Consider the following 23,017-nt stretch of genomic DNA (forward strand, 5'->3'; position numbering starts at 1 on the left):
ATACCCTCATCCACTGCAAATACGATGATTTTTCCAGGTTTATCGGTGTGATACTCAATACTCAATGGCGCGCCAGGACGTGAAACAGCGGCTGTTTGTAAATCGATTTTAATGTCATGATTATCGTGATTTACCTTAAAGGGTTCAATACTGTAACTAAGGGGGCTAATGAATATTTCTGGTGAATTCCAATCGCGAATAAAGGCTACGTTAATGTAACCATTTCCTTGAAAATCAGCGGGGATATGAATTGTTTGTACTGAGTTGGTGGTCTCTGTTTTAAACCATTGTGTTGCATAGACTTTGTCACGTTCAATTGTGATTAATCCTGAGCCAGTATAGGGCGCGGTAATTTGAATTTGTATGTCTTCGTTTGCATTGTATTCGGTTTTATTTAATTTAATGGCTAATTCCGCGTTTTTAGCCAGTGGTTGTTGGCTTGCACCGACAACACTAAATTTTAATTGGTTAAGTACAGTATCGTCTTTACCCATAATCGTTAATGAAAAATCACCGATTTTTTGAGTAGGCAAGGTATAACTTGTGCCTTGTTTTTCAATATTAAACGGTGCGGTGCTGACAATACTCGATTGAATAATGGATTGATATTGATAAGTTCCATCATCTTTTTTAACCAAAGTAGTGACTGGATGTAACGACACTAATTGGATTCTTAAGTCTTTAACATCATCGGCATTTAATTCAGGATTAACCGCGATGTAATTGACTGTACGTGCACTGTTTTGCTTTATAAACGCTAGATCACCATCCGGCTTATAGCCAACGAAGTAGGGTAGCGGGCTCACTAATGTTTGTGTTTGGCCAGTTACGCTGCGGCCACCATCTGCTTCAAAACCTTCGGCAAAGAAGGTTAATTGATAGGTTGCTTTTTCAAAGCGATCAAGATTTAAATCAAACTCTGCTTCGCCTTTGTTGTTCGTTTTGATGTCTGTTAAGGATTCAGTAAATACCTTGGCTGGTTTCTTGGGATCCATTAATGGGTCAATAAACACATAATCGGGGTATTTAGAGAATTGAACTTTTTGTGGTACTAATAAAACTTTAGCGTTGATGGTTCTATTTACTGCAGGAGCGCCATAGAGATTCCATAGACTTACATCGCCTTTTAGTCCACTTGGTGAGCTCCATCCTACTGCTGGTTTGGGGGATAAGCTGGTGGTAATACGCATTCTATCTGGTAAAAACTCTGAAACTTTAAAGCTTACTGAACCCAATTGATTTTGTGGGTGATTGTCTTTTACCAGGAATAAATTCACCATGTATTGTCCCGTAGGTGAGCTGGAGTTTGTGGTGAAATCAAATTCCATATAACCGGTGTCATTGAGAGTGATTTTTTGGTCTTTGACAGTTGTCCCACGTGAATCCACTACGGTTACTTGCAATGGCAAACCTGCGGGTTGTGCTTGGGCATAGGCTTGTTTAATAATCATGCCAATATGTGCTGTGTCACCAGGTCTGTATATCCCTCTATCTGAGAAAAGATAGGCACTTAGGCTCTGCATCTCTTGGCTGTAGTAAGTATAAAGACCGCCTATATCAAATTTAGAGAAATTTAATTGCCTATTGCCATGATTGAAGGGGATAAAGGAAACATCACTATTCAGCTGGGCTAGATAGGCTACAGGCTCTCGATCTTCAACAAAATCTCTTAGTGTTGGGAAATTAGCGCGTCCTTGGGCATCTGTAGCACGCGATAAAATAGGCAGGCCGTTTTTGCCTAAAACAGTTACCTTGGCGTTAGCAACAGGAGTTCCTTGCGTGATGGCGGTAACAAAGACATCATGGCTGCCGTCGTTATTATCTTTCACCAAAAGCGCCAGATCAGTAATTAAAATCAAACGACTGGCTTTAACATCGAGAGGAGTATTATTCGTTACATCCCATCCAGTGGCTTGTAATAAAAATAAACCTTGGGGGCCAGTCGCATTCGCTTCCATGGATAAATATTTGCTGAAATCAAGCGCTGTGTACTGTTGTTTTCCTAAATCAGAGGTATCAAATTGTTGAATATCTGAGGAAATTTGACTAATATTTTGTTGATTAAATGATGTATTAATAAAATAAGGATTATTAAAATCACCTTGAGTTTGTGTGACTAATTGATTGACATTTTCAGGCAACACACGCGCAAAATCAAATTTGACTGCAGGGACACCGCGAATAAGTACGGAAAGTTTCTTTTCACCACTTAATGCCAATAAAGCCCCTTTATGTAAGAAACTAATTTCTTTAGGAAACTCGGGAACTGAGATTACGGCCGCATAATCATTACTTAAAGTAAAATCCCCAAAACCTTTCATGCCCTTATCGATTTTAACATAAATATAACTGGGAGTTTTGGCCGTGAATTTGAAGCTATGTAACGTGGCGTAATTTTGTTCTGTTGGAATCGTTTCTTTGGTGAGCGGCTTTGATAAGGACAATATGTTGCTGGTGACTTCGCCAGGATTTTGCCATTGGTAATTTAGTTTTTCTTCTTCAGTAGCAGTAGCCGGGCGGTCTTTGGGTAATACGTAAAAGTGTACTGATTTATTAAATTCATGTTCGTTGATGCCCAAAGTTGTTTCAACTGTTAGGATTTGTTCTGGTCTGTCTTTATCATTTCTCACGATTGACGCTGAGGCTGATAGCACTTTAAGAAAATCATGGGTATCGGGAATTAAGATTTTTTCTGAGCGTTCTTTGGTTAAGATTCCAGAGCCTGTTGATGAACTTACTTCTTTGCCTAGGGTTAAGCGTAAGAAACGGGCAACATCTTTTATTTTTATGGTATCAGAGTGTAAATAGGCGACTCGTTTGTGTGGATCGTATGTATATGAAAAAGGTAGTGATTCTTGATTACTCCCGGCCTGTCCTTTTTCCTGGGTTTGGAATTGTAATGATGTATTTTTTTCCAGGTTTTCAGGATTCACGGGATAATTAAATTCTATAGTAGCGATAGCTTTTCTGATTTCTGCATGGAGGGGATCTTGATAGAGTTTGAAGTCAATAATTTTTGCTGCAAATGGATGGGTAGAAAATGAATAGGTATGGGATTCCATATTTGCGGTAGCTGCAAAGAAATCGGGAGCAAATTTAATCGTATATTTTTGATCTGCAAGCCAGTCGTCTGTGGGCATAAATGTTAGTTGACTGTCCGTACTCCAGGTCCAGGTACCTGCTATCTTAGGCATCATTTCGATGCCTTCTGTCAGCGCTTTACCGATTAAGCTTAACGGGGCAACCGATTTGTTAATAAAGCCATTATTTTTTATGCCAAAATCAATAACTAAATTGTTAGGAACTAAATTTTCCTCATTGGCTGTAATGTCAGGAGTGGTAATAACTGCAGTGGTGTAAACTGGTTGGGGTAAATTCTTATACCAGTACGCGCCGTAACCAAGTGCAGCCAATACCAATACTGTAAGAAAACTTGTCCCCCAGAATGCTTTAGGAGATGTTTTGGATTTAGTATGTAAGTGTGTCAACCATGGCGGACTATTCCAATTTAATTTGCCAAATACAGCGGAAAATGCATTCAGTATTTTTTTGCTCATAGTTTATCCTGGCTGATTAGGTAAAATTCACGAATTAGTTCTTTGTTAAATTTCGAAGACACAACCATCCCGAGGGACTCATTCATTCGCTGTTACTTTAAATTTCTTTCTGCAAAACTGGCGCCATTTTACTCTTTTTGGTGCATAATAGCGAACATGAAAAAATATTTTAAACGCTTAAGCATAATCCTTGTTTTGCTATTTGTCAGTGGGTATTTGATATTATTTTTCTTACCCAAGCCTACATTATTGGCTGGAACAAATTTTTCCAAAGCGGTTTATGATGATCAACATCAATTATTACGGCTTACTTTAAGTAATGATGATAAATATCGCCTATTTACTCCTCTGGCACAAATTTCAAAGCAACTCACCGATGCAACTTTGTTACAGGAAGATCAATATTTTTATTTTCATTACGGCATTAATCCCTTAGCAACATTCAAAGCGGTTTGGCAAACTTATGCTGTAAAATCTCGGCGAATGGGGGCTTCAACCATTACCATGCAAGTGGCGAGGCTGTGTTATGGAATCAATTCTAAAAAAATAACTGGAAAATTATGGCAAATCATCAGAGCCATACAAATTGAAATGCATTACAGTAAAGATCAAATACTGGAAGCCTATTTTAATCTCGCACCTTATGGTGGAAATATTGAGGGAGTAGGGGCGGCTAGCCTGGTTTATTTTGGCACATCCGTAGATAAATTAACCCTGCCTCAAGTATTAACACTGAGTGTCATTCCGCAAAATCCAGGAAAAAGAACCCCCAATAATAGTAATTTAAAAAAAAGCAGGGATCACTTGTTTGCGCGTTGGCTTAGCTTACATCCAAAAGACAGCGACAAAAAAGTGATGTTTGATTTGCCTTTGGCTATGCAAAACAATCGCTCTTTGCCGTTTGGTGCGCCCCATTTTGTAAATAAAGTCTTACATGATGCGCCCACACAGCAAAATATAACTACAACACTCGACTCGCGTGCACAAATTATAATTGAGCGAATTACGCGTAATTATTTAGCTCGAAAAAATGGGATTGGTGTTCATAATGCAGCAGTGCTATTGGTTGATACCCGTGATATGGGGGTTAAAGGATTCATGGGGTCGGCAAATTTTTTCAATCGAGCAATTAGCGGCCAAATAAATGGTGTGGAAACAAAGCGCTCGCCAGGGTCTACTTTGAAGCCGTTTATTTATGGTTTAGCTATGGATCAAAGCCTTATTCATCCTAATACCGTTTTAAAAGACGTGCCGCATAGTTTTAATGGCTACAATCCTGAAAATTTTGATTATGAGTTTATGGGGCCTATTAAAGCCAAAGATGCCTTAGTTTTAAGTCGCAATATACCTGCTATTTATCTGTCTAATTTATTAACAAAACCCTCGTTGCATCAATTATTAGAAATGGCTCAAGTAAGTCATCTTCGTGCAGAGTCTTATTATGGATTGTCATTAAATCTCGGTGGCGTTGAATTGACAATGCGGGAATTGGTTGGTTTATACGCTATGCTGGCTAATGAAGGCGTTTGGTATCCTACTCGTTTCTTTAAAGGAGAAGCCAAAACTAAGGGGCAACGTTTGTTAAGTCCCGAAGCCAGTTTTTTAGTATTGGATATGCTGCAAAACACCCCACACCACGATCTTAATTATCGAAGCGGGTCGCAATTACCGATTGCCTGGAAAACCGGAACTTCTTCTGGGTATCGTGACGCGTGGACTGTAGGTGTTTTTGGCCCTTATGTGTTGGCGGTATGGATTGGTAATTTTGATAATGCCGCGAATCCTGCTTTTATTGGTAAAGACATCGCCGCCCCTTTGTTTTTTGAATTGGCTGACGCATTAAAGCAAGAACGTGGTCCTTTGCGCCCCCTAGAAAAGCATCTTAAACACTTGAATCTTAAAAAAGTTGAGGTCTGTAAGGCTTCTGGAATGTTGCCTACTCGCTATTGCAAAGATACGGAATGGACTTGGTTTATTCCTGGAAAATCACCAATTAAAACGGACACGATCTATCGGGAAGTAGCCATTAACAAGAAAACGGGATTGCGTACCTGTCATATTGATGCGGATACACAATTTGAGGTTTTTGAATTTTGGTCCTCTGATTTGTTGCATATTTTTAAAAAAGCTGGAATACATCGCCATACACCGCCTTTTTTTGAGGCGGATTGTACTTTATCGGGTAATGCTGGAATTAATCCGCAAATTACTTCACCACAGGGTGGATTGAGCTATATTATAAGAGCAGACTCACAACAAAATAATACAATACCTTTTACTGCAGTAACCGATGCGGGTATTGCTCATGTCTATTGGTTTATTAATGATGTTTTTATTGCGAAAACCAAAGCAGGAAAGTCTTTTTTATGGAATGCTAAACCAGGAACGTTTGTGGTACGAGTTGTAGATGATCATGGTTTATCGGATGCTCGGGATATTAATGTGCAATTAGATAGTTAAAAGGAGCTCTTACAATGTATAAAAGGATTTTAGTATCAGTAGATGGCAGTGACGAATCAAAATGCGCACTACAGGAAGCTGTTAAATTAGCAAAAGTAGAACCGACACATTTATTAATTATTCACGTGTTGGAAGAAAATTTTATGTACCACACGGGACCCGGATTTGATTACAATGCGCTCATTGTTGCGATGCGGGCAGAAGGAGAGCGAATATTGGATGCGGCTAAGAAAATAGCCTCCAGTAATTCGTCAATTAATGTTGAAATAAAATTAATTGAGCTGCAATCATTTCAAGGGCGAATCGCTGAGGTCATTGTTGATGAGGCTAAAGATTGGGCTGCTGATTTGATTGTTCTTGGTACGCATGGCCGTCGCGGTGTTAGTCGTTTTTTTTTAGGGAGCGTTGCTGAGAACACCGTACGTATTGCAACGACTCCTGTTTTGCTTGTTAAAAGTGACAATTCATGAAAAACATAAGCCATTAAATCCCCCTTTTTCTAATAATGGCATAGGCATTTAGCTACTCTTTGCTCAAGCTCCCTGTAGCCTGCGGATAGGCCGTGGGAAGCTCATGTCGAAGATTTTTCCTTAGCTTGATGGGGATTTAATTGTTGTAATAGCTTATTATATTCCCTTAGTTTGCGGGAGGCGCCATAAAATCAGGCCCAACCGGTGTTTTTACATGTTGAGTAATTAGTTTATCTATTTGCCGCATAGCGCTTTCATCAAGCGACCAGCCCATAACCTCGTTAATATTTTCTAACTGCGTCGGATGCCGCGCGCCCCAAAGTGCTATAGTATGTCCCTTATCCAAAATCCATCTTACGGCCAATGCTAATACATTTTTTTTATAATTTGACTTAGCAAAATCATTGAGCGCTGAAACTGCATCAAGATATTCTTGGAAAAGAGGTTGTTGAAATTTGGGATCAGCCTTTCTTAAGTCATCTCCACTAAAGGTTGTTGATGAATTCATTTTTCCACTTAACAACCCTCGGCATAATGAGCCATAGGCTAAAGTGACAATACCTGATTTCTCTGTAAACGGTAAGATTTCATTTTCTATGGCGCGTTCAAAAAGATTGAAGGGGGGCTGTGAGGTATGAATAGGCGCATATTTATGAAATTCTTGCATTTGTTGAGGTGAAAAATTACTAACACCAATGGCACGAATTTTTCCCTTATTTATCAGTTCTAATAGTGATTTTGCTGTTTCTTCAAAAGAAACTGATGCATCTGGCCAATGAATTTGATAAATATCAATGTAATCAGTTTGTAATCGTTTCAGAGAATCATCGATTTCTTGCATAATTCTTTGCCGAGAGGAGTTTCTGAAAACTTTACCGTTTTTCCATTCAAGACCAACTTTTGTTGCTAAAATAATTTTTTCACGATTTCCATATTGTTTTAATGCTGCTCCGACAACTTCTTCTGATTTGCCAAAACCATAAACTGGAGCTGTATCTATTGTATTAATTCCAAGTTCAAGTGTTTTATGAATGGTTTTTATAGACTCTTGATCGTTCGTTCCACCCCACATCCATCCTCCAATTGCCCAGGTACCCAGGCAAATTCGTGAGGCAGGAGTTTTTAGATTAGAAATTTGAATTGTTTCCATGACGATACTCCTTATCGATCAGTTAATTGATTGAACAATCTTCCTTGCTGGATGCATTAATAACTTATAAAGTATAGTGCAAGTAAATAGTTAAGGGCTGTAATCACATTTGCCTAGGGTCTGTTGCCATATCTACTATTTTGGTTCAATCTAGCGAAATGGCAACAGACCCTAATCGGGCTAATTATTTTTGAATTGGAGAATTATTAACATGTTAGGCTGGATTGTCAGATTACTTTTAGTCATGTCAGGTTCAATCGCCAGTTGGTTTGTCGCTCGTGATGCGCTTAATTTTGCAGTTGTTCAAATGGTTATTGCTGTTCTATTATTTACCCTGGTTATTGCTATAGCCGCATTTTGGTCTACACTAAAAAACTGGTTTAAACGAAAGGAGTAAACGCCATGAAACAACATGCACACGGATTTTTAGCTTTAGTGACGGAATCAAAAAAACATATTAAAGAAATTAATCCACAAGAATTGAAAGAAAAACTAGACCAGCATGAGCCTATATATCTTATTGATGTACGTGAGGATCATGAATGGGGAACAGGAAATATTCCTGGGGCAATGCATTTAGGTAAGGGAATCATTGAGCGTGATATCGAGAAAACAATCCCCGATCTTACACAGCAAATTGTTGTTTATTGCAGCGGTGGCTTTCGGTGTGCTTTAGTTGCCGATAGTTTACAAAAGATGGGGTATTCTCATGTGTATTCTCTAAACCCTGGAATGCAAGGTTGGATTGATGCGGGCTATCCCATTGAAAAGAAACAATAAACAAATGATTATCGGCGATTATGAGTTAAGGATGATTAATAATTAAGAAAGGAGGCATCTTGATGTATCATTTACTAAAGATAATGCTTTTATCGTGCAGTTTTTCCTGGTTTCTTGGTGGTTTTGCTTGTGCTGCCGACATGGATTTACCTCTTCTTGGTAAAACCATGTCGCAAGCGAAGCAACAACAAATGACACCAAAACAGGCTTTGCAACGCTTGAAAGATGGAAATCAACGTTTTTTAACTAACAAGCAAGTTACTCGCAACTATTTAAAACAAGCCTATCAATCCTCTTATGGTCAATATCCTTTTGCTGTAGTGCTTAATTGTATGGATTCACGCAGTGTGCCTGAATTCTTTTTTGATCAAGGCTTAGCTGATTTATTTACTCTACGCGTAGCGGGAAATGTGCTTAATGATGATATTTTGGGAAGTATGGAATTTGCGACTAAGGCTGCGGGTGCACGCTTAATTGTTGTTTTGGCTCATACCTCTTGTGGCGCAGTAGCTGGAGCCTGTGGTGGTGTTAAGTTAGGGCATCTTACTGATGTTTTAGATAAAATTCAGCCGGTGGTATCAATGAGCATGAAGGAACAGGGCACAAAAAATTGCTCTGATCCCAAGTTGGTAGATGCTATTGCTAAAGCGAATGCCTTACTGGTTGTTAAAGAGATTCAAGAGCGAAGCCCAATTCTTAAGGAGTTAGTAAAGAGCAAGCAAGTCGGGATTGTTGCTGGATTACATGATATTAAAACGGGACAGGTACAGTTTTTTGCAGAAGGACGTTCTGTAGCTGAGTAATCAGCGTAGGTGTAAAGCCCATAGTCGTCAATCCTATTCCTACTTCCTGCAGCTTGTCCGCAAGATCCATGAATTTCGTGCCAGCGCTCGCTCTCTGGATCCTGGGGACACGCCGCGGAACGTAGGAATAGGGTTTACCTGAAGAGAAGACGGGAATTTTCTGCTTTAGACATAAAAAATGAACTTTGATTGGCATTTCTTAGCATATTTTACTACTCTAAGCATACTTTACATTCAGTAATTTGTAGTCATTATTCAATTATGTCACGCACCGAACGCTTATTAGATTTAATTCAGATATTAAGGCGCCATCGATTTCCGATAAGTGGGGCTGTTCTTGCAGATAAATTGGGGATTAGTTTACGTACTCTATACAGAGACATTGCAACGCTCCAAGCCCAAGGCGCTAACATTGAAGGGGAAGCGGGTGTTGGTTATGTATTACGTCCTGGATTTACCCTCCCCCCGCTGATGTTTTCTATTGAAGAACTGGAGGCTATAGTTCTTGGATCTCGTTGGGTGGCTGATCGTGCGGATACGGAGCTCAAGCACGCGGCGCAAAACGCATTAGCTAAAATTGCAGCTGTATTACCCTCCGAATTATATGAACAATTGGAAGTTCCCGGATTGCTTATTGCCCCAGGGCAAGTGGTTGAAAGTCGTGATACGGATTTTATTTTAATTAGAAAAGCCATGCGTTTGGAAAAAAAATTGCAAATGGATTATCAAGATGTGAACGGAGTCTCTTCACAACGAATCGTTTGGCCTTTGGCTCTGGGCTTCTTTGAGCAAGTTCGCATACTTATTGCCTGGTGTGAGTTGAGGAACGATTTTCGTCATTTTAGAGCTGATAGAATTCTGCAATTGGAGCTTTTGGATGTGCGCTGTCCAGAGCGCCGCCAAACCCTTTTAAATAAATGGCGGGCAATTACCTTTGAGAAACATCCATGAGAAAATATTAAATATTAGCTTGCAAACGCGCAATCTCCGTGATGGTTTTCTAATCTTTTTTATCCATGATTTACTCATTATTTTCCTTATCATAGCTATCTTTAAAAACATCTGAAAACACTACTGACAAAAACTGTCAGTTTCCTCTATTAGACTTAATCCTTCGTTTCATTAAGACAAAAAATCAGGAACAAAACTTGATTGGCTGTCACACTAGTGATTTTAATAATAAGGAGAAAAATATGTCCGTTTCAAAACCTGAATTAGTTGAGTTGGATGGCTTTACAGTAGTGGGGATGCAGGTTAGAACTAAAAATGCTGATGAATTTAATCCTCAAACGGCAAAATTACATCAGCTTTGGGAACGGTTTTTTACAACACAAATACCGAATCGTAAACCAACATCACCTATTTACGGGGTTTATTCAGATTATGCATCTGATTTTAACGATTTTTATACGGTAACTGCCTGTGTGGAAGTAAGTTCTGCTCAAGAGCGAGGGAGTCAATTCAACCAGATTAACGTGCAGCAGGGGGATTATCTGGTATTTAAAAATTCGGGGCCAATACCGCAAGCAATTTACGAAACCTGGGAGGCAGTTTGGGACTATTTTAAAGCAAATCCTGCTGTAGTTAGAGCTTATAAAACGGATTTTGAAGTATGTGCTGCGCCTGAACAATGTGAGATTTACATAGGTATAAAAAAATAGTGAATAAATGGGGTGATGTATAGGCAACGTCTTTAACATTTATTCGCGCACCAATCCTTCCCTCTCTTTGCTAGGAATTTGAATGCTTTTCCTGTAGAGCATTGGATTCTAGTTGGAAAAAGCGGGGCTCCGTCTTGCCAAACTTGAATCGGCCTCGCTCCAACCGTTTATGATAAAGAACATAAGCATTCCTGTCTCAGAACGCATACTTTGACAAAAATTAACGACTAAACTAAAGTTAGTTTGGAGTTTAAAATTAATGCATGGAGAGCAAAATGACTACTATACATGAATATAGAGAGCAAATTAATCATAAATTAGATTTCTTGGAAATGGAGGCCACTGCGCTTGAGGACGATTTGCATCATACACAGGAACAAGTGATTCAAAAATATGAGGGTCTAAAAACAACTTTACGAAATGCGTTGGTTAATGTGAAGCAAAAACTGAAAGATTATAAAGAATTAACCGAGGAACAACGTAAAAAAATTCTATCAAAAATTGATGAATTACAAATTAACCTAGCCCTAGGTAGAGCCGATACAGAACAAAAAATCAATGAGCAAAAACAAAAAATAATGACTCATGTTAAGGCTTTTGAGAAGGTAATTGATCAATATCTAAAAGAAAAATCTACTGAGTTAACACAACATATGCTTCAGGCATGCTATAAATTAGATGCTGAGTTTGCCGCTATGGAAATATTTTTTTCTGTACAAAGTAAGAAAGCGAAGGAAAATTTTCAAAATAAAAGAGTGGAGCTAGTTAGCCAACTCCACGATTTTAAAGATAAATTGTCAGAAAAAAGAGACGTGGGTATGAAAAAATCTTTGCAATTCGAAAAAGAATTAACAGATGGGTTAAAAATGATTAAAAGTGCATTTCTACGATTAAAAGATTAGTATTCAAATGAGAGGATGTTATGGTTTAAGGACGTTGTTTCGTTTGAATTAATCTAATCAGTCGTCTATCTAATGAGCATTATATTGGATGGTAATGAGCGCTGCTCATTACTGTTCTTGTTTCTGTGTTTAAACAATCCAATTTGTTCTGGTTTAATCGTATCTTTTAGCAAATGTTTCAAGGGAGAGATGGCATGATAGTGCTGCACTAATTTTTCTTTGACCTTGTGATTCATCATTTGGATTTTGGGACATTAAAACATTGACAGAGGAGATGTTGTCTCTATTTCAGCACATCATTACTTTCACGCTCTAAAAGAACACGCTTACGAGCGATGCCCCAACGATAACCGGATAAGGCGCCATCTTGTCTGACAACGCGATGACAGGGAATTGCTACTGCTAATGGGTTCGAAGCACAAGCATTGGCAACTGCTCTGGCCGCGTTAGGCTTGCCTAATTTTTGTGCGACTTCGCTATAGCTCAAGGTTGTCCCTGCTGGAATTTCACGAAGTGCTTGCCATACTCGTTGTTGGAACGCAGTGCCACGAATATCAAGGGGTAAATCTAATCCTAATGCTGGATTTTCAATAAAACCGACAACCGTAGCAATCAATTGTTCATAATTAGGATCATCTCCTAAAAAATTAGCCTTAGGAAAATAATCTTGTAAATTATAAACCAGCTGTTCTGGATTATCTCCAAGTAAAATTGCACAAACTCCTCGTCGCGTTTGCGCAATTAAAAGTGCCCCCAAAGAACACTCGCCTATGGCGAAATGAATGTTCTCATTAATGCCGCCAGCACGGTATTGTGTTGGCGTCATACCAAGAAAGGAATTAGTGGATTCATAAAAGCGGCTACTTGAATGAAAGCCTGCGTCATGAATTGCTTCGGTAACGGATGCCTTTTTTCTCCTGAGTTCTTTACGTGCTTGAGCTGCACGATGTGCGGAACTATATTTTTTAGGGGTAAGGCCGGTTATTTCCTTAAAGAGGCGATGCACATGATAAATACTCATCTGGACAGCTTCAGCCAGTTCCTCCAGACTCATTAAGGTATCCGATGTTTCAATTAATCGACAGAGTTTTGTTATGAGTGCGACCTGTTCTTCTCGCACTGATGCTCCACTTGGTTTACACCGTTTGCAAGGGCGAAATCCGGCATGTTCGGCTTCATCGCAAGTGCGATAAAATTGCACGTTTTCAGGTCGAGCAAGGCGAGAACCGCAGGATGGGCGACAATATACTCCTGTTGTCATCACTGAATAATAAAAACGGCCATCTGCTTGGGCATCGCGATTAACTATAGAGAGCCAACGTGGGTCATTTAAGGTTTCTTGAGCTCGTTGTCTATTTTTAATGGAAGTATTCACTTTTAAATGCCTATGCGTTCATAATGTACTATAAGTCTAGCCCATGCCAATTGCATAAACACTCCGGTTCTTGCTTTTGGAATTTTTTTAAGTACATGGTCGCTTTTTGCATATTCGTTCCCAGGCAAATAGGAGTTTAGTCAATGGTTATAAAACAGGTTAATCCTCTATATCAACAAGCAAGTCATTATCTTTCTGAATTGGATGCTGATTGGGCTTTGTTGGTTCAGAGGATCGGGCCGTGTCAACTGGAAATTCAAACAACTCGAGCGCCCTACGAGGCCTTAATCCGAGCGATTGCCTACCAACAGTTACATGGGCGAGCGGCTGAGGCGATACTAAACCGTTTTCTTGCCATATATCCGGAGCATTCATTTCCTCTACCTGAGGAAATTCTTGCAACTGAAAGCGAGCTACTTAGACAGTGTGGATTTTCTGCACGTAAACTTGAAACGATAAAACGGCTCGCAGAAGCTTCTTTAATAGGGCATGTACCTACATTAGAGAAGGCAAAACTAATGTCTACTGAGGACTTAATTAAAGAGCTTACTTTACTTCCAGGCATCGGGCCTTGGACTGTGGAAATGCTGCTTATCTTTACTCTTGGGCGCATGGATATTCTTCCTGCGCATGATTTTGGCGTCCGTGAAGGTTATAAAAAAATGAAAGATCTGCCTCAACAACCCACTCCAAAAGAACTGGCAAAAATTGGCGCTACTTGGAGCCCTTATCGCTCAATTGCTGCTTGGTATCTATGGCGTGCTTAGTGAACGTGAACATAATTAGCCGCTGCTGTAACCTAAGCAAATATAGTTTAGTTGTCGAGCTGGATGATTAGCTTTATTCTTCATTTGACCAGGAATGAGTAGTGTCTTCTCTTAATATTTACTTAAGTTATTGCTGGTAAAATGGTTTAAATTTTATCAGTTTGGATTATTATGTGGGCATTACAAATTATAAAACTATTACAAGTTAAAATTAAAAAAGACGAACAGGAAAACTTTGTGTTTTTTTTAAATTACTTTTTTTGATCACTTCAATCATTACATTGAAAATGAATTAGAGAAAAACCCAGTGATTCTTTTAGGCGTGATTCAGAAACTATATGCGAAATTTTCTGCCAGGGAAAATGATTCAATCGAGCTTAAAGAGTTCGCACAATTTATTTTTGGTTTGGTGATTATTTATAATAAAGTAAATAATGATGAATTTATTCTCCCTAATACCGCTTTTCTTGTATTTTTTAAAAATCCATCAATAAGAAATAGTTTAGCTCTTGATGCGGAAATTCAAAAGAGCATAAGAGAGTTAAAGAGCGGTGCTAGAACTTTTGCATCTAAAAACAGTGAGCAGAGTTTTTCAGTTAATATCCAAGCTCTGATTATTGTCTTTAATCAGATAGAAGCTAAAGTTTGGAACGAGTTGGACTATGAACTTGAAGTTGATCTCCAGAAATTGCTAGAACTCTTTCATTCCACGCAAAATCCAGAACTTTTAATATCGTTTTGCACACAAATGACCCATCTTCATAAGAGAAGCGATATCTTTGATGCTTTTGCTGAAGGGGTATTGCGATTATATAGTGAATGTGCATTAACTGGTAAGATGCCAGAACAGTTACCTGAAGAGTTTTCTTTGTCTACACTGGTAGCTCACCGTGTGCATCAAATGAAAACAGTGACCGCGACTAGAAATCGCTCCTGCGATGAAGAACTAGTAATTACCTCATTTAGTATGGCTCAAGATGTAAATGAGCCTTCTCCTAGAAAAAAAGCAAGACAAGAAAGTATAGATAATCCTCCATCAAGAAGAGATGGCTTTTTTGCCTCGACTAACACTAGCTCGGGACAAGACCAGGAAAAACCAGCGTTAACCGCGCGCGAGCAGTTACGCAATCGATTGATTGGCCGTATTGCTGAGAAAAACAGTAAGACGTCGCTTCAATCTTCAATTCAACACAGTAGCATCCCATAGTGTGGGGTGTTTTTTGCCTGTCTATTTATGCGCTTTATACTTATATTCGGTTTCATAGCCTATACATGCAGGTAATTGCGCTACCGAGTTTATGTGGTAGGTTACGGTGGCTTCGGACGATTTGATTTCGGATGCCTTGCTACTAATATGGCAATAATTAATGCCAAAGTTCATTGCGCCATGACCGTCACTGATCATTGAGTCGCCCACCATAAGGATTGAATCTTTATTATACGCATGAATGGCTTGATTTCGTTTGCTGGCAATTTCTTCTAGAGCAATTGCAAAAATCTCTTTATTGGGCTTAGCAAGCCCTACCTCATCAGACACAATAAAACAATCAAACCAATTATATAATCCCAGTCGTTGTTGTTTTTTTCCTTGTGACGTGGACAAACCATTGGTAATAATGCCTAAAATATGCCCTTTTTGATGTAGGAATTCAATTGTTTTTTTGACATCAGGTAGCCAATCCGCATGCTCGCCAATGTGATGATCATAGGTATCAGCTACTTCTTGAGCGGTACCTGCACATTCGATGTGTTCGTTTAATTGTTTAAAGCGTAAAAAGCAGACATCTTTTGGCATGAGAGGAGCTTCCTTTGCGCCAACACGATTCCACAGGCTGTTGTTAATTTTTTTAAAAATGCGTTCAAAGACGGCATAGTCTGCTGCTTGATAAAACTGCTCGTAAATTTTGCGCAGACTTATCATTTCAGAGGTGGCAAAATCAACTAAGGTATCATCTAAATCAAATAATATAACTTGATACGACATTTAAAGAGTCCTCTTATTTTTTCTTTACATCCACAAACGGATATACCAATCCAGTATCTTTTGTCCCCAAAATAATGCGGCAATACCTGAAGCGCATAGAAAAGGGCCAAAGGGTATGGTTGTATCCTTGGACTTATCTTGCAAATATAAATACAACAGTCCAATAATTGTACCAGCAATCGAGGAAAAGAGCAGAATTAATGGTAAAAATTTCCAACCAAACCAGGCGCCAAATGCCGCAAACAATTTAAAATCGCCGTTTCCCATGCCTATTTTACCGGTAACCAAATAAAACAGTTTAATAAAAAGCCATAACCCTATATAGGCACCCGCAGCACTTAGAACCGCTTCAGGTAAGGGCGCAAATAAATTTTCTGTATTGGCAATTAAGCCTAACCACAATAGGCTTAAAGTGATGCTGTCTGGTAGTAGCTGATGATCAACATCAATAAAAAACAGGCAAATTAAAAGCCATAAGGCCATTAATGCAAAAGGCAGTTGCCAAGTAAAGCCAAAATTCCAGCATGCATATAAAGAGAGGAGCATAGTGCCTAATTCAATCAGGGGATAACGAATAGAAATAGAGCTTTTGCAGTGATAACATCGTCCGCGTAGAAATAAATAGCTTAAAATAGGGATGTTTTGCCATGCTTTTACCATAGTCTTACATGAGGGACAAAAAGATCGCGGGACGAATAAATTAATTGTTTGTATTTCTTCCGTTTTGATGTTCATTAATTCACAATATTCTCGCTGCCATTCATGGTGTAACATTATTGGCAAGCGGTAAATGACCACATTGAGTAAACTACCTACGGCTAAAGAGAAAAGGGCTACGGTAACATACAAAAACCAGGAGTGATTCGCGATTAATTCATGCATCATTTTATTGTTATACCTTTTAGGGGGCTCCGGGCCTGTTGCTATTTCGCTATTTTGGCCAAGATAATAGAAATGTCAATAGACCCTAGATTGCCGAGCCAAGTTTAAAAATAGGCAGATACATCGCAACGACCAGTCCACCGACTAAAATACCTAAGATGGACATAATAATTGGTTCTAATAAACTACTGAGTGAGTCTACTGAATTATCTACATCTTCTTCATAAAAATCTGCAACTTTACCTAACATTTTTTCTAAAGCACCTGATTCTTCACCAATAGCGACCATTTGCGTGACCATATTTGGAAATAAGTGGGTGTTTTCCATTGCTTTATTCATTTGTTGTCCAATGGATACGTCCTCTCTAATCCGCTCTGTTGCTTTAGAAAAAATAATATTTCCAGTGGCTCCAGCAACGGACTTTAGCGCCTCAACTAAAGGCAGGCCTGCTGCAAAGGTAATGGATAGTGTTCTTGCAAAACGAGCGATCGCTGCTTTTTCAATAATTGGCCCAACAATAGGAAACTTTAATAAAGCACGATCAATACCTTGCGCAAAGTTTGGCGAATGTTTTTGGGCATAGATAAATGAATAAATTGTTACGGTTAAAGAGCCCAAAATGAGATACCAATATGATTGAAAAAATTTGGACATATGAACAACTACCTTAGTCATCGCAGGCAAATCGGCGCCAAAACCTTTAAATAATGCTTCAAATTGTGGCACTACAAAAATAAGTAATCCTGCGGTTACAATAAAGGCAACTATGATTACGGCCATAGGATAGGTTAGGGCTTTTTTGATTTTCTTTTTTATGGTTTCAATTTTTTCTTTGTAGGTGGCGATTTTATTCAGCATAATGTCCAGTGATCCTGATTTCTCACCGGCATCTACTAAATTACAAAACAATTCATTAAAGTATGCAGGGCGTTTCTGTAGTGTTTCTGCAAGTGTTAAACCGGTTTCAACATCGTGTTTAATGTCTTCAATTAAATCCTTAATGCGTTTATTCGATTGGCCTTTGGCAACAATATCAAAGGATTGCACTAAGGGGATACCTGACTCAATCATAGTGGCTAATTGGCGGCTGAAGATTGTAATGTCGCCCGAGGTAATCCTTTTATTTTTTTTATTGAATAGGGCGTTACGTTTAAGAGTCACTTTATTAATTGTGATGCCTTGTTTGCGCAAATCAACCTTAGCCAAGGCCATGCTTCTTGCTTCAATATCGCCAATTACTTTCTGTCCGGCTTTATTGACGCCGATATAGTGAAAGGTTAATAGGGTATTGGTGTTCTTTCCTATTTTCGCCATAAAATTAATCAACAGTTACCCGATTGATCTCCTCTATGGTTGTTGTTCCTTGTTTTACTTTCTCAAGACCTGACTGGTAAATGGTAATCATGCCTTCTGCTTGCGCTGTTTTTAAAATCTCCAGTGAGTTTCCCCCTGCCATAATCAATTCCCCAAGAGGTTTACTCATGGGTAATACTTCAAATAAACCGATTCTGCCGCGGTATCCATTCGTACATTTAGGACAGCCTCCTGCTTTATAGAGCTGAATGCCTTCTAAATCGGTTTCGCTAAAGCCGATGCCTAGTAAACCTGGTTTGCTGAAATCATCTCTTAGTACTTTACAATAATCGCATAACTTTCGTGCTAAACGCTGGGCAATAATGAGCGTTACTGAGCTGGCAATGTTAAATGTTGGAACCCCCATATTCATTAACCGGTTTAATGTTTCTGCAGCACTGTTTGTATGTAGGGTGGATAGAACTAAATGCCCTGTTTGCGCCGCTTTAACGGCTATTTCCGCCGTTTCTAAGTCGCGAATCTCGCCAACCATGATAATGTCAGGATCTTGCCGTAAGAATGAGCGTAAAGCACCAGAGAAGGTTAGACCTGCTTTAGGATTTATATTGACTTGGTTAATTCCAGAAACTTTAATTTCAACAGGATCTTCAGCCGTTGAAATATTTACCTCTTTGGTATTAAGCATATTTAATGCGGTGTATAAGCTTACTGTTTTACCACTACCTGTAGGGCCTGTAACTAAAATCATGCCTTGAGGACGCTCAATAGCACGAATAAACTGTCCTTTCTGAACAGGGCTAAAGCCTAGAGCTTCAATACCAAGTTTTGCAGCTCCGGGATCAAGTAGTCTCATCACTACTTTTTCACCGCCTGTAGTAGGGCAGGTGCTTACCCGGAAATCAATGGAGCGACTTTTCGATATCTTCATTTTAAAACCGCCGTCTTGTGGCACGCGTCGTTCAGAAATATCTAAATTAGACATTACCTTAATGCGTGCGGTAATACGCGCAGATAAGTGAGCTGGAGGGGTTGCAACTTCATGCAAAATACCGTCTTGGCGGTAGCGGATGCGGTATTCTTTTTCGAACGGTTCAAAATGAATGTCTGAAGTCCCTTGTTTGATTGCATCGAGAAGAATTTTATTAACAAATTTTACAATAGGTGCATCTTCAGTGACGGAGCTGATTTCATTAATCTCGTGTTCTTCATCATCACTAATAATAATGCCATCAAAATCATTGATGTCATCAACATATTCCGATAGTCCTTCATGTTCTTTTAGGGTTAATAGGTGCTCAATTAGAGCTGCAAGTTTATCCGTTTCAACGACTATAGGGTGAGTATTTAGACCGGTGTGAAATTGAATTTCTTTTAAAGATGCTTGTTTACAGGGATCATCAGTAGCTAAATATAGATTCGTCCCGCGACAGAATAACGGTAGCATACCGTGGCGGCGAATGAGTTTCTCATTAATTAAGTTGGTAGGAATTGAATCGATTTCAACGCAATCAATGTCCATCATGGGGAGACCAAAGCTGAGTGCTGTTGTATTTGCGATTTGCTTGGCCGATAGGATATTATTTTTAACAAGATATTGAACGAAGGAAATTTTTTCAGCGGTTGCGAGTTTATAGAACTCTATAGCCTTCGGTTTTTCCAAAAGCTTTTCCAGGACAAAAAGTTGTCCAATACCTTGTAGTTTAAACTCATCGCTGCCTAACATAATTTTTATTAATTCATTATTTTTATTAATTCATTGCTTCGAAATTAACTATAGTTAACTTACTCAGTAAAATCACGTGCATCATACAAAAATAGAAATGGATTGTTTGCACATGAAACTCGTTGTATTGTAGTTTAATTCAGGATTAACCTTTTTAAAAGGCATCACCTTGTTGATTGGACAGCAAATAAAACAATACCGCGCTTTGAATAAATGGTTTCAATCACCACTGGGGCTTTTTGCTGCTCATGAATTTGCTGTGAACTTGGAATCAGTCCAGGATCTTTTAAGCGGTGAAACACTCGTGCAATTGGGAAATTGTGGCGATAATGTTTGGTTAAAGAAACTTCGATTTGCTCATCAATGGGTTGCATCCCCTTTTGCCTTGGCAAATAAAATCCAATTTGAAAGTGAATTAAATCATTTGCCGTTGAGTCGTAACAGTATTGATTGTCTTGTAGCTCCTTTGACCTTAGAACCTTTTAATAACAGTATTACTCTAATTGATGAAATTGATCGTGTCCTAAAACCCATGGGGTTTGTGGTTTTGCTTTGTATCAATCCTTGGAGTTTGTGGGGCGGGGCGATAAAATATGGGATGTTAAACTGCTATCGCGATCGAACAATTAAAATGCGTACTCCTTTTAATTTAAATAGATTGTTCATTCAAAGGGGGTATCGACAGGTTTCATTGACTAATTTTTGTTATATTCCCCCCGTAAACAGTGCCTCTTTAATTAAAAAACTGACTTTTTTAGATGAAATTGGTAAAATGCTTTGGCCATATCCCTCAGGATTCTATTGTTACATTGCCCAAAAATATCAAATAATTCAGCCTTCACTTTTTGTCAGCCCCATCTCGTCCCCGATTGATGATTATCAATCGCCTTTGCAGCCGGTAACCAGTACGGTGAGTCCATTAAAAAAGTAGGGCTACACTCAATTCGACCAATCTTAATATCGTTTGAATGATTTAGCCTATATTATATATAAAGATACCCAAACCAACCTTATTTTTGTATACTTCGCTCAGCATTAAGAACAGGCTCATGTTATGACAAAGAAAACATTATTCAGAATTACTTTTGCGAATCAAGAAGCAATTTATGAAGTGTATGCACGATCAATAAAGGAAAGTGATATTTTTGGCTTTCTCGAAGTTGAAGAGCTGGTATTTGGTGAACAAACTTCACTAGTTGTTGACCCTTCTGAAGAACGATTAAAATTGGAATTTAGTGGTGTTAAGCGCACGTTTATCCCCATGCACTCAATCTATCGGATTGATGAAGTCAATAAGCAAGGAACAGCTAAGGTCAAGGATAATCCTGGCTATGGTGGTAAGGTTAGTCCTTTCCCTGGCACTGGAAAAATAAAAGAGTAATACTTAACCCTATCTTTAATTAAGAGAATGCATAAATGACTATTCCTAGTAAAATCAAAGAAGTATATGAAAAATCAACCTGCCTATTCACGACGAATGAAGTTGAAGCTGCTTTAGACCGCATGGCAATTAATATTCATGAAAAATTACAAGATGAAAATCCTGTGCTTATTTGTGTCATGGTAGGTGGTTTGGTTCTTTTAGGTAATTTATTACCTCGTTTGGATTTTCCTTTAGAAGTAGACTATGTGCATGCAACTCGATATAGAGGTGCTACAACAGGTGGTGATATTCATTGGAAGGTAAAACCGTCAAATAGTTTGGCTGGAAGAACTGTCTTGGTTGTTGATGATATTCTTGATGGAGGCATTACCTTAGCGGCGATTATTGATGAAGTTACTAATTTAGGCGCTAAAAAAGTTTACAGCGCTGTATTGGTTGATAAATACCGAAAACGCGTTGAGAATGGGTTACAAGCTGCTGATTTTGTGGGCTTACAGATTGAAGATCATTTTATCTTTGGTTATGGAATGGATTATAACGAATATCTTCGTAATGCTCCGGGCATTTTTGTTGTTCATCCAGATCACGAATAGAAAATAGGCAGGTTGGGTCGTTTGACCCAACATCTGCTCTTCATTATTAAAAAAAAGTATGCGTTATAAAACTTATAGTCGGTAGCGAAAACCCAAACAATAAAATGGCAATTACCGGTATTAAATACTGCTTTTGTTGCTCCAAGGGAATGTCATTTTTTCCAATCAAGTACTTTCTTTGGGCTACTAGGCACATCAAAAGTGATAATCCATAAAAATGGATGGAAAAAAAGCTAATACGACTTAAGAAATGAGTCATATTATAGGTTTTTACATAATCCATTGGAAAATTAATCATAAAAAGAGCAAGAAGCCATAGGATACTTATTGTTCTGGAGGTATTTTCTTTCTTTAAGAGAGTAATTCCTGTAAGGATTAGCGGGAAAATTAATAATGAGAAGTAGTACATCCAACCCAAGGGACTTAAAAAGAGCATCATCACTAAAGTAAGGCAAAAAGGTTGATGATTTATTGGGTTATTTTGAGCTGGTCCCAATTTTTGTAAGTACCAAAGAAAGAAGACAAGAAATAAAAAAGCATAAATTAGCTTTATCATGATCAAATTTTGGCTTAGGGTTTGCTCGTTGCAGAGTCGAAAAACAAGTCCACAAATTGAGGCATTCCAACTATCACCATACCAGAGAGCATGTGATAGTGCCGTTGCATAAATCGTATAAATCTCAACTCCATAAACCAGTACAGGAATTAAAAGGGCAATGAAGAAGATGATAATCATCGCGCTGAATACTTTAAATTGCCGTTGTTTTAAGACATAACAAAACAACAAGGCTGGGAATAATTTCATTGCAATGATAATGCCCCAAAATAAGGCAGCCAGATAATGACGCTGATTTTGATAAAAATAATAACCTGCCATTATAAAAAATAATAATATGCCACCTAATTGCAATATTGCTGTATTCATTACCGTTGCAAAAAAGGAAAAATAGAAAAGGGATAGTATTAACAAATTTTTTCGCAAGAATGAGGGAGAAAACGCATAGTAAAATGCAATGAGCGCCCCAATGTATCCCAAAACAGAGCAAAAGAAAGACCATAGAAGCAAGGCAGTTGGAAATTCAAAATACGCTAATGGATGAAATAGCCATAATGTAAAAGGAGGATTTAAGTTAGTTGGTAATAGCTTATTGATACCTAAGTAATAAGACACAACATGATTTTGATAAGGATTTTTTCCTTGCAGTAAAGCC

Annotated in this window: 21 protein-coding genes; 13 read left to right on the forward strand and 8 right to left on the reverse strand. The window is 38.5% G+C overall.

Features of this window, described 5'->3' with window-relative positions; translation table 11 throughout:
• On the reverse strand, positions 1-3,557 hold a 3,557-nt coding region (locus LDG_RS12975), incomplete at its 3' end, for an alpha-2-macroglobulin family protein (RefSeq protein ID WP_040535816.1).
• 156 nt (positions 3,558-3,713) lie between these two features.
• Here LDG_RS12975 and pbpC point away from each other — a divergent pair.
• Positions 3,714-6,017: a penicillin-binding protein 1C gene (pbpC, locus tag LDG_RS12980; RefSeq protein ID WP_040535819.1), complete on the forward strand. Its 2,304-nt coding sequence runs from the start codon at positions 3,714-3,716 to the stop codon at positions 6,015-6,017.
• Between the two features lie 14 nt (positions 6,018-6,031).
• Positions 6,032-6,487, forward strand: a complete 456-nt coding sequence (locus LDG_RS12985) for a universal stress protein (RefSeq protein WP_006871852.1) — start codon at positions 6,032-6,034, stop codon at positions 6,485-6,487.
• 166 nt (positions 6,488-6,653) lie between these two features.
• On the opposite strand, the gene LDG_RS12990 is transcribed toward LDG_RS12985, so the two are convergent.
• A complete protein-coding gene (locus tag LDG_RS12990; protein ID WP_006871853.1) occupies positions 6,654-7,637 on the reverse strand; it encodes an aldo/keto reductase in 984 nt (327 codons plus the stop codon).
• Between the two features lie 211 nt (positions 7,638-7,848).
• On the opposite strand from LDG_RS12990, the gene LDG_RS12995 reads away from it, so the two are divergent.
• The 6 genes from LDG_RS12995 to LDG_RS13020 all read left to right on the forward strand — a co-directional run bounded on the left by LDG_RS12995 (position 7,849) and on the right by LDG_RS13020 (position 11,783).
• Positions 7,849-8,034 (forward strand): hypothetical protein, encoded by a 186-nt coding sequence (locus tag LDG_RS12995; RefSeq protein WP_006871854.1) that lies wholly within the window; start codon positions 7,849-7,851, stop codon positions 8,032-8,034.
• Between the two features lie 5 nt (positions 8,035-8,039).
• Entirely contained in the window at positions 8,040-8,417 is a 378-nt protein-coding gene (locus LDG_RS13000) for a rhodanese-like domain-containing protein (protein ID WP_006871855.1), read from the forward strand.
• Positions 8,418-8,479: 62 nt separating this feature from the next.
• On the forward strand, positions 8,480-9,220 hold the full coding sequence (locus LDG_RS13005; protein ID WP_006871856.1) for a carbonic anhydrase family protein: 741 nt from the start codon (positions 8,480-8,482) through the stop codon (positions 9,218-9,220).
• A gap of 261 nt (positions 9,221-9,481) precedes the next feature.
• The gene (locus LDG_RS13010) at positions 9,482-10,171 is read left to right on the forward strand and encodes a helix-turn-helix transcriptional regulator (protein ID WP_006871857.1); all 690 of its coding nucleotides are present in this window, start codon (positions 9,482-9,484) and stop codon (positions 10,169-10,171) included.
• A gap of 242 nt (positions 10,172-10,413) precedes the next feature.
• The gene (locus tag LDG_RS13015; RefSeq protein ID WP_006871859.1) at positions 10,414-10,881 is read left to right on the forward strand and encodes a GyrI-like domain-containing protein; all 468 of its coding nucleotides are present in this window, start codon (positions 10,414-10,416) and stop codon (positions 10,879-10,881) included.
• A gap of 275 nt (positions 10,882-11,156) precedes the next feature.
• Entirely contained in the window at positions 11,157-11,783 is a 627-nt protein-coding gene (locus LDG_RS13020) for a hypothetical protein (protein ID WP_006871860.1), read from the forward strand.
• Positions 11,784-12,066: 283 nt separating this feature from the next.
• Here LDG_RS13020 and ada read toward each other — a convergent pair whose 3' ends face one another.
• Positions 12,067-13,158: a bifunctional DNA-binding transcriptional regulator/O6-methylguanine-DNA methyltransferase Ada gene (gene ada / locus LDG_RS13025; RefSeq protein WP_006871862.1), complete on the reverse strand. Its 1,092-nt coding sequence runs from the start codon at positions 13,156-13,158 to the stop codon at positions 12,067-12,069.
• A 143-nt stretch (positions 13,159-13,301) separates the two neighbouring features.
• Here ada and LDG_RS13030 point away from each other — a divergent pair, with 143 nt between their 5' ends.
• Both LDG_RS13030 and LDG_RS13035 read left to right on the forward strand, forming a co-directional pair.
• Entirely contained in the window at positions 13,302-13,925 is a 624-nt protein-coding gene (locus LDG_RS13030; RefSeq protein WP_006871864.1) for a DNA-3-methyladenine glycosylase family protein, read from the forward strand.
• Between the two features lie 322 nt (positions 13,926-14,247).
• Positions 14,248-15,132, forward strand: a complete 885-nt coding sequence (locus LDG_RS13035) for a hypothetical protein (RefSeq protein WP_148263581.1) — start codon at positions 14,248-14,250, stop codon at positions 15,130-15,132.
• Between the two features lie 21 nt (positions 15,133-15,153).
• On the opposite strand, the gene LDG_RS13040 is transcribed toward LDG_RS13035, so the two are convergent.
• The 4 genes from LDG_RS13040 to pilB form a co-directional block, all read right to left on the reverse strand.
• Positions 15,154-15,909, reverse strand: coding sequence for an HAD family hydrolase (locus tag LDG_RS13040; RefSeq protein ID WP_006871866.1), 756 nt, complete (start codon positions 15,907-15,909; stop codon positions 15,154-15,156).
• Between the two features lie 24 nt (positions 15,910-15,933).
• The gene (locus LDG_RS13045) at positions 15,934-16,794 is read right to left on the reverse strand and encodes a prepilin peptidase (protein WP_006871867.1); all 861 of its coding nucleotides are present in this window, start codon (positions 16,792-16,794) and stop codon (positions 15,934-15,936) included.
• 82 nt (positions 16,795-16,876) lie between these two features.
• Positions 16,877-18,106: a type II secretion system F family protein gene (locus LDG_RS13050; protein ID WP_006871868.1), complete on the reverse strand. Its 1,230-nt coding sequence runs from the start codon at positions 18,104-18,106 to the stop codon at positions 16,877-16,879.
• Between the two features lie 4 nt (positions 18,107-18,110).
• Positions 18,111-19,829 carry a type IV-A pilus assembly ATPase PilB gene (pilB, locus tag LDG_RS13055; RefSeq protein ID WP_006871869.1) on the reverse strand — a complete coding sequence of 573 codons (1,719 nt, stop codon included), beginning with the start codon at positions 19,827-19,829 and terminating at the stop codon, positions 18,111-18,113.
• Positions 19,830-19,998: 169 nt separating this feature from the next.
• On the opposite strand from pilB, the gene LDG_RS13060 reads away from it, so the two are divergent.
• The 3 genes from LDG_RS13060 to LDG_RS13070 all read left to right on the forward strand — a co-directional run bounded on the left by LDG_RS13060 (position 19,999) and on the right by LDG_RS13070 (position 21,806).
• Positions 19,999-20,760: a methyltransferase domain-containing protein gene (locus LDG_RS13060; RefSeq protein WP_040535824.1), complete on the forward strand. Its 762-nt coding sequence runs from the start codon at positions 19,999-20,001 to the stop codon at positions 20,758-20,760.
• A 123-nt stretch (positions 20,761-20,883) separates the two neighbouring features.
• The gene (locus tag LDG_RS13065) at positions 20,884-21,210 is read left to right on the forward strand and encodes a DUF1820 family protein (RefSeq protein ID WP_006871872.1); all 327 of its coding nucleotides are present in this window, start codon (positions 20,884-20,886) and stop codon (positions 21,208-21,210) included.
• 35 nt (positions 21,211-21,245) lie between these two features.
• Positions 21,246-21,806, forward strand: a complete 561-nt coding sequence (locus LDG_RS13070; RefSeq protein WP_006871873.1) for a hypoxanthine-guanine phosphoribosyltransferase — start codon at positions 21,246-21,248, stop codon at positions 21,804-21,806.
• Between the two features lie 46 nt (positions 21,807-21,852).
• On the opposite strand, the gene LDG_RS13075 is transcribed toward LDG_RS13070, so the two are convergent.
• Positions 21,853-23,017: glycosyltransferase family 87 protein (locus LDG_RS13075; protein ID WP_040535826.1), on the reverse strand; the 1,165-nt coding region annotated here is incomplete at its 5' end.

Source organism: Legionella drancourtii LLAP12 (assembly GCF_000162755.2).
Lineage (GTDB): Bacteria > Pseudomonadota > Gammaproteobacteria > Legionellales > Legionellaceae > Legionella > Legionella drancourtii.

Excerpts from the sequence above, each read along its gene's own strand:
- pbpC (WP_040535819.1), top strand. The coding sequence starts at position 3,714 with ATGAAAAAATATTTTAAACGCTTAAGCATAATCCTTGTTTTGCTATTT.
- LDG_RS12985 (WP_006871852.1), top strand. The coding sequence starts at position 6,032 with ATGTATAAAAGGATTTTAGTATCAGTAGATGGCAGTGACGAATCAAAA.
- LDG_RS12990 (WP_006871853.1), bottom strand. The coding sequence starts at position 7,637 with ATGGAAACAATTCAAATTTCTAATCTAAAAACTCCTGCCTCACGAATT.
- LDG_RS12995 (WP_006871854.1), top strand. The coding sequence starts at position 7,849 with ATGTTAGGCTGGATTGTCAGATTACTTTTAGTCATGTCAGGTTCAATC.
- LDG_RS13000 (WP_006871855.1), top strand. The coding sequence starts at position 8,040 with ATGAAACAACATGCACACGGATTTTTAGCTTTAGTGACGGAATCAAAA.
- LDG_RS13005 (WP_006871856.1), top strand. The coding sequence starts at position 8,480 with ATGTATCATTTACTAAAGATAATGCTTTTATCGTGCAGTTTTTCCTGG.
- LDG_RS13010 (WP_006871857.1), top strand. The coding sequence starts at position 9,482 with ATGTCACGCACCGAACGCTTATTAGATTTAATTCAGATATTAAGGCGC.
- LDG_RS13015 (WP_006871859.1), top strand. The coding sequence starts at position 10,414 with ATGTCCGTTTCAAAACCTGAATTAGTTGAGTTGGATGGCTTTACAGTA.
- LDG_RS13020 (WP_006871860.1), top strand. The coding sequence starts at position 11,157 with ATGACTACTATACATGAATATAGAGAGCAAATTAATCATAAATTAGAT.
- LDG_RS13030 (WP_006871864.1), top strand. The coding sequence starts at position 13,302 with ATGGTTATAAAACAGGTTAATCCTCTATATCAACAAGCAAGTCATTAT.
- LDG_RS13040 (WP_006871866.1), bottom strand. The coding sequence starts at position 15,909 with ATGTCGTATCAAGTTATATTATTTGATTTAGATGATACCTTAGTTGAT.
- LDG_RS13045 (WP_006871867.1), bottom strand. The coding sequence starts at position 16,794 with ATGATGCATGAATTAATCGCGAATCACTCCTGGTTTTTGTATGTTACC.
- LDG_RS13050 (WP_006871868.1), bottom strand. The coding sequence starts at position 18,106 with ATGGCGAAAATAGGAAAGAACACCAATACCCTATTAACCTTTCACTAT.
- pilB (WP_006871869.1), bottom strand. The coding sequence starts at position 19,829 with ATGTTAGGCAGCGATGAGTTTAAACTACAAGGTATTGGACAACTTTTT.
- LDG_RS13065 (WP_006871872.1), top strand. The coding sequence starts at position 20,884 with ATGACAAAGAAAACATTATTCAGAATTACTTTTGCGAATCAAGAAGCA.
- LDG_RS13070 (WP_006871873.1), top strand. The coding sequence starts at position 21,246 with ATGACTATTCCTAGTAAAATCAAAGAAGTATATGAAAAATCAACCTGC.